General features: G+C 48.9%; 13 protein-coding genes. 6 read left to right on the top strand and 7 right to left on the bottom strand.

What is annotated here, in order from left to right:
* Nucleotides 1-4: 4 nt before the first annotated feature.
* The 7 genes from ACXKZD_RS21520 to ACXKZD_RS21490 all read right to left on the bottom strand — a co-directional run bounded on the left by ACXKZD_RS21520 (nt 5) and on the right by ACXKZD_RS21490 (nt 5,920).
* Complete coding sequence (locus tag ACXKZD_RS21520) at nt 5-1,261, bottom strand: VWA domain-containing protein (protein ID WP_033761106.1); 1,257 nt, start codon at nt 1,259-1,261, stop codon at nt 5-7.
* Between the two features lie 87 nt (nt 1,262-1,348).
* The gene (locus ACXKZD_RS21515) at nt 1,349-1,924 is read right to left on the bottom strand and encodes a TerD family protein (RefSeq protein ID WP_033760720.1); all 576 of its coding nucleotides are present in this window, start codon (nt 1,922-1,924) and stop codon (nt 1,349-1,351) included.
* A gap of 74 nt (nt 1,925-1,998) precedes the next feature.
* Nucleotides 1,999-2,577, bottom strand: coding sequence for a TerD family protein (locus ACXKZD_RS21510; protein ID WP_033760722.1), 579 nt, complete (start codon nt 2,575-2,577; stop codon nt 1,999-2,001).
* A gap of 57 nt (nt 2,578-2,634) precedes the next feature.
* Nucleotides 2,635-3,678: a TerC/Alx family metal homeostasis membrane protein gene (locus tag ACXKZD_RS21505; RefSeq protein WP_033760724.1), complete on the bottom strand. Its 1,044-nt coding sequence runs from the start codon at nt 3,676-3,678 to the stop codon at nt 2,635-2,637.
* Between the two features lie 34 nt (nt 3,679-3,712).
* Nucleotides 3,713-4,168: a tellurite resistance TerB family protein gene (locus ACXKZD_RS21500; RefSeq protein WP_033760726.1), complete on the bottom strand. Its 456-nt coding sequence runs from the start codon at nt 4,166-4,168 to the stop codon at nt 3,713-3,715.
* Between the two features lie 19 nt (nt 4,169-4,187).
* Nucleotides 4,188-5,342 carry a TerD family protein gene (locus tag ACXKZD_RS21495; protein ID WP_488982311.1) on the bottom strand — a complete coding sequence of 385 codons (1,155 nt, stop codon included), beginning with the start codon at nt 5,340-5,342 and terminating at the stop codon, nt 4,188-4,190.
* Nucleotides 5,342-5,920 carry a TerD family protein gene (locus tag ACXKZD_RS21490; RefSeq protein ID WP_033760730.1) on the bottom strand — a complete coding sequence of 193 codons (579 nt, stop codon included), beginning with the start codon at nt 5,918-5,920 and terminating at the stop codon, nt 5,342-5,344. Before ACXKZD_RS21490 ends, ACXKZD_RS21495 begins: the two co-directional genes overlap by 1 nt.
* 309 nt (nt 5,921-6,229) lie before the next feature.
* Between ACXKZD_RS21490 and ACXKZD_RS21485 the strand changes: the two genes are divergently transcribed.
* The 6 genes from ACXKZD_RS21485 to ACXKZD_RS21460 are packed head-to-tail and all read left to right on the top strand — an operon-like array spanning nt 6,230 to nt 11,746.
* Nucleotides 6,230-7,315 (top strand): ATP-grasp domain-containing protein, encoded by a 1,086-nt coding sequence (locus tag ACXKZD_RS21485; RefSeq protein ID WP_488982310.1) that lies wholly within the window; start codon nt 6,230-6,232, stop codon nt 7,313-7,315.
* A 17-nt stretch (nt 7,316-7,332) separates the two neighbouring features.
* Nucleotides 7,333-8,466, top strand: a complete 1,134-nt coding sequence (locus ACXKZD_RS21480) for a phosphoribosyltransferase domain-containing protein (protein ID WP_033760734.1) — start codon at nt 7,333-7,335, stop codon at nt 8,464-8,466.
* The gene (locus ACXKZD_RS21475) at nt 8,459-9,223 is read left to right on the top strand and encodes a hypothetical protein (RefSeq protein WP_033760736.1); all 765 of its coding nucleotides are present in this window, start codon (nt 8,459-8,461) and stop codon (nt 9,221-9,223) included. Before ACXKZD_RS21480 ends, ACXKZD_RS21475 begins: the two co-directional genes overlap by 8 nt.
* A 13-nt stretch (nt 9,224-9,236) precedes the next feature.
* A complete protein-coding gene (locus tag ACXKZD_RS21470) occupies nt 9,237-10,322 on the top strand; it encodes a cysteine protease StiP family protein (protein WP_139016402.1) in 1,086 nt (361 codons plus the stop codon).
* Between the two features lie 2 nt (nt 10,323-10,324).
* Nucleotides 10,325-11,263 (top strand): HpcH/HpaI aldolase/citrate lyase family protein, encoded by a 939-nt coding sequence (locus tag ACXKZD_RS21465; protein ID WP_033760738.1) that lies wholly within the window; start codon nt 10,325-10,327, stop codon nt 11,261-11,263.
* Nucleotides 11,264-11,296: 33 nt separating this feature from the next.
* Nucleotides 11,297-11,746, top strand: coding sequence for a hypothetical protein (locus ACXKZD_RS21460; RefSeq protein ID WP_033760741.1), 450 nt, complete (start codon nt 11,297-11,299; stop codon nt 11,744-11,746).
* The last annotated feature ends 490 nt before the right edge of the window (nt 11,747-12,236 follow it).

Below are 12,236 nucleotides of genomic sequence, written 5' to 3'. Positions count from 1 at the left end.
TTATTCAGCGGCAGATACCCTCTTTACGCGCTGCATCTAACCACTCCCTGAACTCAACCAGCAGCTGGTCATAGAGGTATTCATCGCTCAGGCGATCGTAGTTATCGATCGGGAAAAAGTGGGTGTTATCGACCGGACGTCCGCTAAGGTTGTCGAGCTTCTCCAGAATCCCGTAATTGTTGCCGCCCAGACCAACGAACTTGAAGAATATCGGGCAACCAGAGGATTCGACGATCTTCTCTTTAATTTCACGGGTCTTGTTGATGCCGCCATCTGTGATGAAAACGACATACACTGGCAAGGTTGAATTTCTGAATTCACGAATGATATCAGCTAGCACTGGGGGTTCGTTGTTCGTACCGCCAAGGCCAGGCAGAATTTCCCACATGCCCTTCTTGCCGTCTTTCTGAATCCGTTCAATGTAACCATCCAGATTGTCTAGGGTCACATCTTCATACCGTTTGTGTTTTTCGGCAAAACCCCAGACCGGCATTAAACCATCATCATCGAACTGGACAGCCAGAGCTGCAATCCTTTCTAAAACTTTCTGCACATTGCCTTTCTTGAACTGCGCGGTCATTGACCCGGATGCATCCAGTACAAAGGCAACCTGGGCTTTTACGTCTGAGAGACGATGCTTTTCCAGGCTGACGCGTATGGGTTTCGCCAGGCTGACCAGTGCCGGTGCCTTCGCCAGCTTTTTCTCCAGGCTAACAGTCGTATTTGAGGCAGGAACAGGCGCTGAAGATGGAGCTGGTTCAGGGCTTGCGACATCCACCCCAAAGTGAAGAGCCAGCGGATGCAGACCACCATCAAATCCCTGACCTACAGCTCGAATTTTGAATTGCCCATTGTGGCGATAGATATGGGCTACGATCAGCGCCTTCTCACTTCTTCCCTGCAGCGACACGTTAAATGTATGGCCGTCGACAGTCATTTTGAGCTGTTCAAGTCCATCCAGTGTATCCGGACCGTCAATCACAACGGTCAGGGCAATTTTGGAAACAGATGAGGGAAGAGTGGTCAGATCGACAGCAAAGAAGGTATCACCCTGCTCAGAGCGCATAGTGACACTTTTATTCGCGTTGCTGTTGTTGTTGAAGAAGAGCATATCTTCATCTGAATGCGTTTTATCATTTTCTCCCAGGAGAAAAGCCGATGCATCTAAGTCGCTGCGAAATGTTGTCTTCTGAGTATAGGTGAGGCGAACCTCTATCTGGCTGGCACTAATAACAGTATTCTGACCGGGTAAAAGATCCATATTAATCCCCATTAATCACGTTACACCTGCCAACACAGGCAAAAAAAAGCCCCTTCAAAATGGAAGAGGCTGATACAGCGTTTTTATTTAGATGCTGACGCCATGCTGTGAAGCCAGAGCGGACAGGCCACCCGCAAACCCTTGGCCTACGGCTTTGAACTTCCACTCACCGTTGTGGCGATACAGTTCGCCGAATACCATTGCTGTTTCGGTGCTGGCATCTTCAGACAGGTCGTAACGCGCGATTTCCGCATTGTTGTCTTCGTTCACGATGCGGATGTAAGCGTTAGATACCATGCCGAAGTTTTGCTTACGGGCTTCAGCGTCATAGATGGTGACGGCAAAGACCGCTTTCTGAACGTCAGCCGGTACCGTAGCTAGGGAGATTTTAACCTGTTCATCATCACCCTCGCCTTCACCAGTACGGTTGTCACCCTGGTGAACGACAGAGCCGTCCGGGCTTTTTGCATTGTTGAAGAAAACGAAATGCTGATCGCTCAGCACTTTTCCGTCTGCGCCAACCAGGAATACAGAGGCATCCAGATCGAATGCCTGACCATCAGTCGCACGAGAGTCCCAGCCAAGACCTGCGATTGCTTTGGTCATGGTTGGTGCTTCTTTGGACAGGTTTACGTTACCGCCTTTCGTCAGGTTTACTGCCATGTTTAATTCCTCATTGCTTTTGGCTAATGCCCGGTTAAACCGGGCGTAAGATCAGTGCGTAATGTGAAACTCTATTAAGACGCGTTGATACCGTACTGAGCACAAACTGAACCCAGACCACCAGCATAACCCTGGCCTACGGCACGGAATTTCCATTCCCCAGCATGGCGATACAGTTCGCCAAACAGCATTGCGGTTTCAGTGCTGGCATCCTCAGACAGATCGTAGCGAGCGGCTTCAACATTGCTGTCGTTGTTCACCAGGCGAATGAAGGCATTCGCGACCTGACCGAAAGACTGACGGCGTGTGGTTGCATCGTGGATGGTAACCACGAACACAATTTTGGTCACTTCCTGTGGTACGCGGTTCAGTTCAATAACCAGTGATTCGTCATCGCCTTCACCTTCGCCGGTTCGGTTGTCACCGGTATGGGTAACGGAACCGTCAGAGGATTTCAGGTTGTTGTAGAAGATGAAGTCGTTATCACCACGAACTTTGCCAGCGTCAGTCAGCAGGAAAGCTGATGCATCCAGATCGAAGTCCTGACCATCGGTAGAGCGGGTATCCCAGCCCAGACCGATTTTCACGTTTTTCAAAGTCGGGTCCACTTTAGAAAGTGATACGTTGCCGCCTTTAGAGAGAGTCACTGCCATGTTGTTATCCTCAAATCGTGTTGGTGCATACCTTGTATGCTGTGATTAACGACACGGTTAACCGCGCCCTTCTTCTTTATGCTCGTCTTTAGCCGGGAAAAGTAGACTTACAATGATACCTACTGCCAGTACACCCATAACCACGTAGAGGCTCATAGTCGCACTGATTGAATAGCCGTGATGGAAAAAGTGCTCAGTTGCGTTCAGACCCAGCTTCACGGCAATGAAGAACAGTAAAACGATAACGGCTTTTTCCAAATGAACCAGATACTGCTTCAGTCCCTCAAGCACAAAGTAAAGCGTACGCAAGCCGAGGATAGCGAACATCATGGCGCTGTATACGATCAGTGGCTCACGGCTGACCGCGATAACTGCAGGAACTGAATCGAATGCAAACATCACATCTGAAAGTTCAACAACGGCTAAACAGAGAAGCATCGGGGTTGCGTAACGCGCTGCTTTGGACAAGCGTCCCACCTGAACATCGGCATTTTCTGGTTTAGCCAACTCTGCATCCACTTCCTTCTGGCTGATTACGAATGCATTACCCTTGAGCTTTGGCCAGATAGGATAGAATCGTTTGACCATGCGGTAAGCTAGATGCTGCGAGTAGTCTTCGATTCCATCGTCATCATTGCCGCCTTTCAGCATCATTACCGCAGTCCAGCCCACGATGACTGCGAACACAACTTCCACCCACGGGCCCAGAGCAAGCAGACTGGTACCGATGGCAACGAAAATACCACGGAACACGATTGCGCCGATAATCCCCCAATACAACACGCGATGACGAAAGTTATTCGGAATGGCGAACCATGAGAAAATAGCCATCATGACAAACAGGTTGTCGACCGACAGCACTTTTTCCAAGGCGTAACCCGTTACGAACAGACTCGCAACTTCCGGACCGTGATGGATGTACAGGAAGCCCGCAAATGCCAGCGCCATGAAGATCCAGAAGACCGACCAGGCTGCAGCGCTCCTCAGAGAGATTGGCTTGTCATGGCGGTGCATGAACAAATCGATAAAAATGGCACCGACTGACAGCAGCAGGAAAACTGCTACTGTCTCGATCGGGAACCCGATGTGGGTGGATTGCATGTGTTTAGCTCCAGAGATTGAAAGTCAGTAACCGTTACAGGCCAAACTCGCTGGTCGTAAAGCCGAGGGCTTCAATGATTTCGCGAGCGTTTGCCATTTCCGTTTCATCAAAATTACCGTCACTTTTCGCCACAGCGATGCCTACACGGACAGCTAACTGTGCCTGCTCTGGTTTATTTTTAAGTGCAAGGATGTACTTCATGGTTTCGCCCTTCCCAACTTCAATGTCGAAATTGAAGGACGTCACCAGCTTGTTGAAAAATTCGATCACTTCAGTAGTGTCGAAGATGCTCAGCTCAGGCGATTCTCGCAGGAACCCCATCATTTTCATCTTCTCTTCAGAACTGACGCCATCGCTTGAGACAGCAATACGAGCGCAGACTGCAACTGTACCTTCGAGGAAGGCGCGGTTTTTGTAGCGCCCAACCTGTTTGGTCAGCTCATCACGACCGGAATTAAATGACTCTTTAAGCTTATTGAAGAAACTCATGTCTAACCCTCTTAGATAACTACTTAGAGCCTGCTTTCCAGTTGAAACCCCAACCGAATGCCTGATCCAGCTCCTGATGTCCGCTGAAATAACGGTTGATACGCTCCACGCGGATCGCACCTCCTTCATTCACCAGACGGGCAATGGCGCACATATTCTGACGGTTGTTACCTTCAGTCATGAACGTTTCAACCGGTGGCTGTCCCGGCACATTGATGGTCACTGAACCATCGGTGTTTTCCCAGCTAGGTACGCCTTCATAAATAAAGGCAAAAACCAGCACCTCACGGATGTGTTTCCATTCAGAACCGTTGATATGTATCCACTCACCGTCACTGACGGAACCCGTACGATCGTCACCCTGAAGTTCGACATAAGGTTCATTTCGGAAGCTGCCAAACTGATTACCCAGCGCCTGAACAATCGTGCGGTGTCCATCAGAGAGCTCAACAAACGCAGCAAGGTCCAGATCGATACCTTTATTGTTGCTGAAGATGCCTTTGAGGAAGCCGCCGTCAGAGCGACTGTGCTGATTCCAGTTCAGGTTTACGCGTATCTGGCCGTAATCATCCTTTTTCGTCAGGCTGATTGAGGGCTTTTCCTTGGTCAGGCTGACCTTACTCAGGTTAACCTTTGCTGGAGCTGGAGCTGGCGGAGGTGTCGGGCTAGCTGAAGGAGCATCTAAGATATCCACTCCAAAGTGTTCAGCCAGAGGTTGAAGACCCCCGTTAAACCCTTGTGACACAAAGCGGAACTTCCATTCTCCATTACGTCGGTAGAGCTCACCCAGAATCAGCGCCGCCTCAGTACGCCCTGTGAGGTCGACATGACTGCGCAAGATAACGTTGCCATTCGCTTCAACCTGAATCGCCAGGCGCTCGGTCTGAGAAACATTTTTTCCTGCATCACAGGTTGCGGTGAAAGCCACCTTTTGCACATCATGATGCAGCTGCGGCAGATTGACCGAAAACATGATTTCATTACCAGATGAGGAGTAACGGATGGTGCTGTCATCATTCTCTCGCTGGCCGTAAAAAATCATATCCAGATCGCCACGCACCTTACTGTTGTCATACAGACGGAAGGACGACACATCTACGGGTGTGCCGGAGGATATACGCACCACCAGCGACTGGTTAGGAACGGGGGCATTGCCCCCCGGCGTCAGGTTCATTAGCGGGTTACCGCTTGGATATCAGGGATCATGTCCTGAATGGTACGGCCACGCGATGTATTACCGTGAGCGGTAAAGTTCCACTCACCGCCGCTGCGGCTCAGAGAAGCGATGATGACCGCCGTGTGTGAGCCCTGCTCAGTGAGTGTGTATTTAGCCAGCTCTTTGCCCTGCTGATCGACAACGCGGCAGAAAGCATTTTCGACATCATTGAAGCTCTGTCCTGTAAAACTGTTTACTGTGAGGACCAGGTGCTCAACATTTGATGGGAGACGGGACAGGTCAGCGATGATTGTTTCGTCGTCACCATTACCTTCGCCTGTACGGTTGTCACCACTGTGCTGAATTGAGCCATCGTTAGACTTCAGCTGGCGGAACCAGACTGTATCAATAACGTTGCCCGAAGTGCCTAACATGACGCAGCTTGCATCGAGGTCGATGCTGTCACCACCGCCAAGTAACTTGCCAAACAATCCTTTCTTTTTGGCAGGATCCCAGCCGAGGCCGAACTGAATTTGTGAAATTGCGCTGCTGGATTTAGCTAACGAAATCGTCTGATTCTTACTTAAAGATACCATCACATCCCCTTACTGATAGGTGTTATTGCTGTAGTAAAATCGTCGATAATTTCAAAGAAAGACAATCATAACATGACTTTTTTCACTCGCAATAATGCAATACTATGGTGACACTTTAATAATGGTTATATTGCTGATAGAGAAGGCTATTTATTTTATTTATGAAATTAAGTCAAATTATGTAAAGACCTAAATTTTAGTTTAAATACGACAACCCTCAAATAATCATAATATGATTGCTTAAAAAAACAGATATGCCTACACTCACCTAATCGTCATTTCAGCATCAAATCTAAGGAATACTTCAGCATGGCTAAACCTGTATCCATCTGGTTTATGGAGGGCGTATCGTCTCAGAAAGACATGCTTGCCTTAGTGAAAATGGCCCGCACAGAGTTTGACAAGGATTTCAGTATCATTGCGTCCCACCGAAGTGAGCGCCCTGAAATCCTTTCTGAAGCAGATATTGCTTATCTTGAGCCTGATGAAACCGAAGACCTGCTCCCGTTTATTGTCGGCATCTGCAGAAAGCATAATGTCGTCGCCATTCATGCCGGAAAACGTGGGCATCTTCTCGAACGCTATCGTGATGCCATCGAAGAGATGGGCGTAAGGCTGACGACCGGTGCGACGAACCTTGAGACCTTTGAGCTGGCCGATAACAAAGCAGAGTTCAGTATCAGGATGATGATGTATGGTCTGCCATCCGTCGTTTCAGTAAAAGTACAAAGCCCTGATGAACTTGCCAGCGCGCTTGAAGACTTTGAATCCCGGGGGGTGCTGCCATGCATCAAGCCAGTGAAAGGCATTTATGGCTTGGGATTCTGGATCCTCAAGCGCACTGCTAAAACCCTCAGCTTTTATAATAATCCTGACTACCGACAGATACATCCTGATGTCGCGATTGCTTCATTGCAGAGAGCGGAACTGGCCGGAGAAGAGTTACCGATACAGATAGTCATGCCGTATCTTCCCGGACCAGAATGTTCAGTAGACATGCTGGTCGAAAATGGCTGCGTCCTGGCCGCTGTCGCCAGGACTAAAGTCGGTTCATTGCAAACGCTTGAGAACGAGGGACCTGCTTATCAGCTTGCCATCGATTGTGCAAAAGCACTCGGTGCGGATGGATTGATTAACGTGCAGACCCGCAACGATGAAAATGGTATGCCCGTCCTGCTGGAAGCTAATCTCCGCCCGTCTGGAGGAATAGGCTACACAGCTCACAGTGGAGTGAATTTGCCTGGGCTTTATGCACTAAGGCAGTTGGGTATCATTTCTGATGATGACGTCCTGGTAAATGCTTTGCGCTTTAAATCCACCACAGTGATACCCACGCATTCAGTCAAGCCACTGCCGTTTTGCAGCATCACTCCATCACCGACTTCCAATAATTAGAAATAAGGCAGGAAGACATGACCCCTTCACAACAACAGGTTTATCAGCGTGAGCTCACTAGCGGAACTCTGACCGTGAAAACTAACAGCGCGATTGAGCTCGAAATGCTTTTCGACATCGCTCAGCGCAATAATCCTAAACGTGCCTTCCTGTTTGTCAGCAAAGTCCTGGGCCGCCACATCCCGGTTGCACCTGCGTTGATGAAGGAGACCTATGTCCAGCTGGCCGCTGGCATTCCTGCTGACTTACCTGAGCCGGTTCTGTTTATCGGCATGGCAGAAACAGCCGTCGGTCTAGCTGCAGGGGTATTCCGTGAGGCCAGCTCGCGCGTAGCAGAGCCTGTATTTCTGACCAGCACACGTCATCCGGTCGACGGCGAACTACTTTGTGAATTCAAAGAAGATCACAGTCACGCCACAGATCACCTCATCTACCAGCCGGAAGATGACACACTGCGTCGACGTGCATTAAATGCCCGAACTCTGGTTCTTATCGATGATGAAGCCACTACAGGTAAAACGTTTTTGAATCTGTTACAGGCTCTTCGCGATGCGGGTCTTTCGGACGTGACACGTGTGGTAACTGTTACACTCACTGACTGGAGCAACAATGCCATTACCAACAGTTGCCCACTCCCGGTTGACGTCGTCTCGCTCGTGAAAGGGGAGTGGAAATGGGAGCCTCGCCTGAATGCACCCGTCCCAGTTATGCCATCCGTGAACGTCACAGCAACCGGCACAGTTCCTGTGTCCGTTCGCCAGGACTGGGGCCGACTGGGTATGCATGAGACGACGTCTAAACTGGGCAACCATCTCCAGACTGAGCCCGGTGAAACCATTCTCGTTATAGGCTCAGGGGAATTTATCTGGCAGCCCTTCCTGCTGGCTGAACGACTGGAAAATGAAGGAGCAATCGTGAAGTTTAGTTCTCTTACACGTTCTCCCATTGCGCAGGGAATGGCAATTGAGTCAATCATTGCGTTCACCGATAACTACGGTCTCGGTATCCCTAATTTTGTCTATAACGTCGCTCATCAGAGCTTTGAGCGCGTGATTGTCTGCGTTGAAACACCCTGTTCGTCCGTCTGCCCGCAGCTACTCGCTGCACTCAGTAAGGTCGCTCCACGTGTTGAGGTCATTTGCTATGAATAAGCCGCTTGCTCTTTGCGATCTGGATGACACGTTGTTTCAGACGAAACGAAAGATGCTCGATGAAAACAGCCAGATTCCTTATCGCACAGGTGCCCTTGATCGGGAGCTTCAACCAAGAAGCTTTATGTCCGAAGAACAGTCGATGATGGTGGACTGGCTTCTTACAACCGCAGAACTTATTCCAGTTACTGCCCGTGGCACAGAAGAAACTTCACGCGTCCAAATCCCATTTAATTCATGGAAAGTCATGACGCATGGCGCTGTTATCACTAACCCGGACGGATCAATTAACGAAGAATGGGCGCGCGTTGTCAAAACGGCACTGTCAGGTATGCGTGAACAGCTCATTTCATATCAGGAGAGGCTGAGCGCTCAGCTACTGGACTCAGGTGTGAATGCATGGTGCCGCATGAACTATGAATATGACGGCACACCAGTGTATTTCGTCATGAAGCATCAGGACAGTACTCGTATAAAGGAGCTTTTTGACTTTAATGCGAACGCTGTAAAAGCATTTGACACAACAGATTTTTATATTCATCAAAACGGCAACAATGTTGCCTGGATCCCCAACTGTGTTCAAAAGGGGTTGGCCGTTGAGTGGCTTCTAAAGAAACTGCGCGAGGAACGCGGCGCGTTTCCTGTGCTAGGGCTTGGCGACAGCCTCAGCGACCACACATTCATGAAGCACTGCCACTGGTTTGGCATGCCATCCAGAAGTCAGTTTGCTGATGCAGTCAGTCAGAAATTGTTTTAGAGGATAAATCCACATGACTATTCTCGCACCAAAGCCATTTCACGGCTCATACCTCTCAACTGACGTCCAGTTCCTGTTAACGACGGTACAAATGGAAATGACGCCAGTCGACGAAAAAGAACATCTTATTCAGTCTGGACAAAAGCATTATTCCGACATGCTGAGCCAGGAACCAGCCCCGAGTTCTGCACACCTTGAATTGTTTGGCCGTGCACTGGATTTGGGTGCAGCGCGGATGGCGAAGGAAGTACTCAGTCTTGCAAAAGGGCTCGTCAGCCATATTGGCAATACTCCTGTTATCCTGGTGAGCCTGGTTCGTGCCGGTGTGCCATTAGGCGTAATGCTTCAGCGAGCAATGACAGACATGGGTCTGGAATCGCACCACTACGCTATCAGCATCATCCGGGACAGGGGGATTGATACAGAAGCCCTAGATTACATCGAGGCAAAACATGGAACAGGCGGGATCGTGTTTGTTGACGGCTGGACAGGTAAAGGTGCGATAACTAACCAGCTGGTAGAAAGCCTCAAGGGACGAACTGGATACCCTAATATTCCTCGTCTTGCTGTGCTTGCCGACCCGGCAGGTTGCGCCTGGCTGGCCGCATCTGATGATGACTGGTTGATCCCATTTGGCATCATGGGGGCTCCGGTATCGGGAATGGTCTCCCGTTCAGTGTGGACGGAGTCAGGCTTTCATGGATGCATGGAGTGTGGCCACCTCAAGGAATTCGAATGCAGCACAATGTTGGTGGATACTATTGACCATATCAGGAAGAAGCTGTGTGAAGAGGATGTGCCAGTAGCTGCGCCCTTCTCATCTCAAAATAACAATCAGCGTAAGATCAGCCTGCAGGTTATTGACCAGCTGGCAGCAAAGTATGGCATTACAAATATCAACCGCATTAAACCGGGAATCGCTGAAGCGACCCGCGCTGTGCTTCGCAGAGTGCCCGATCACGTGCTTGTTAAAAGTAAAGACGAAAAAGATGTGGAGCTGCTTGTGTACCTTGCCGAGCAACGCGGCATCTACATTGAAGAAGTTGGCGAAGCGCTTGGACAGTATCGGGCCGTCACTATCATCAAAAAGGTGGCATGATCATGAGCAAGAACATATCTCCATTCATGCTTGGCGCAACACTCTATATGCCAGCAACTCGCACCGACCTAGCTGAAGTCATCCTTCGTGGCAAGATCCCAGAGCTTCGCTCAATGGTCATTTGCCTGGAAGATGCGGTAAGTGAAGAACAGGTCGATATGGCCCTGTACAATCTTAGTGAACTACTGGATGAACTGAAGCACACAGCTAATCAAGACAGCCCGGATAGTCGCCCATTGGTCTTTATACGCCCCCGTAATGCTCAGATGGCTCGTGAACTCGTCGAAAATTATGATCTGGTGGGAATTGATGGTTTTGTTGTGCCAAAGTTTACCAAATCTAATTTACCCTCCTGGTGGGAAATCATTTCAGCGACGACTCTCGCGCTCATGCCTACGCTTGAGACGCGAGAGGTCTATGACGTACAGGAAATGACTGAGCTTGCGGTTCTGCTTGAAAACCATGCTTGTCGTGATCGCATAGTCGCTTTGCGTATCGGTGGCAATGATTTGATGAGTGTTATTTCTATGCGACATCCGAAGAACATGACACTTTACGATGGCCCCATGGGCTATGTAGTGAAGATGCTGGTATCGGTTTTCGCCACTCGTGGTTTCTCTTTGACTGCGCCCGTCTGCGAGCAAATCGACAACATCGAGTTACTGCAGCGGGAGTTAACTCAGGACGTTGCACACGGTCTGGTGGGTAAAACAGCTATTCACCCTTCGCACCTGAATTTGATTCACCAGGGATTAATGGTCGAGAAAGACGATTATGAGGATGCCCTCCGCATTATCAACTCATCTCAGGCCGTTTTTAAATCGCAGGGAGCGATGTGTGAGCCTGCAACGCATCGCAACTGGGCTGTCTCCGTACTTGAGCAATCCAAGTATTGCGGCATCGCTAAGCAGTTTGAAAATGTAATTTTAGCCTCACGTTAATGAGGCGCGTATTATCCAGAGATATGGTGTGCTATGACCATCAGTCCTAAACAGCTGAGACAATACAAACTGATTGTCTTACTGAGTACAGGAAAGCCCGTGCGTAAGGACACGCTTTTTCAGGAGATGGACTGCTCCGAACCCACGTTTACGCGTGATCTTCGTGAAGTCAGAGAAGAATTTCAGGCTGATATCAAATTTAACAAGGCAACCAGTAAATACCAGTTAGCCTCAAAAGGTACTTTAACTACCAAGTTGTTAAGACATATGCGTGATGTTCTGACCGCACGTGAGCAAGCTGGATTTGCCGGGAGCGTATCCTCAGGAGTAAAGCTTGATAAGGAAGGTAAGAAGCCGGTATCCCTTTCGCTACGACTTGATGTCATTCGTAAGATTGATAGCTATGCAATCGCGAATGGGCTGAACAGAAGCCAGGTTGTGGAATGGCTCGCAAAGGAAGTACTACCTGTCAGAGAGAAATAGTTATCTCCTAAATCAAAACGGCCAAAAGGCTGGTTTGATTTAGGATTAAAATCCCCATCCGATGTATGAAGTAATTATATTTGATTAGGCATAATATCCGCTCAGCGAAGTGAATATCATGAAGGAATTCTGTTTCAGAATAGAACAGGATTTAGGATCAGGATCACTAAAATAGGACGTTAAATCATGCAATTACATGCCTGACATGGGGTTCGAAGGCCAACTGTACGGAAACGTCCGATAAGAGAAAATTAATCGTATAAAAAAACGACTAGTAGACATCAATGCCTATTAAATACCATTTCCCGATTAAAAAAACCATTTACAGAGTAATTTCATGCCTATTATATATCAGGCAGTTAATTCACTAACGTACGTTTTCGTTCCATTCGCCCTCAAATCTCTAAACAGGATGAATTGGCCTTGTGTGTTCATCCAGTAATAGATAACTCTGATCACGCCTCTTGTGCCTGCGCTCATCCATGTATTT

This window comes from Pantoea sp. ABR1s (genome assembly GCF_057812235.1).
This window is presented reverse-complemented; position numbering and strand designations above follow the sequence as displayed.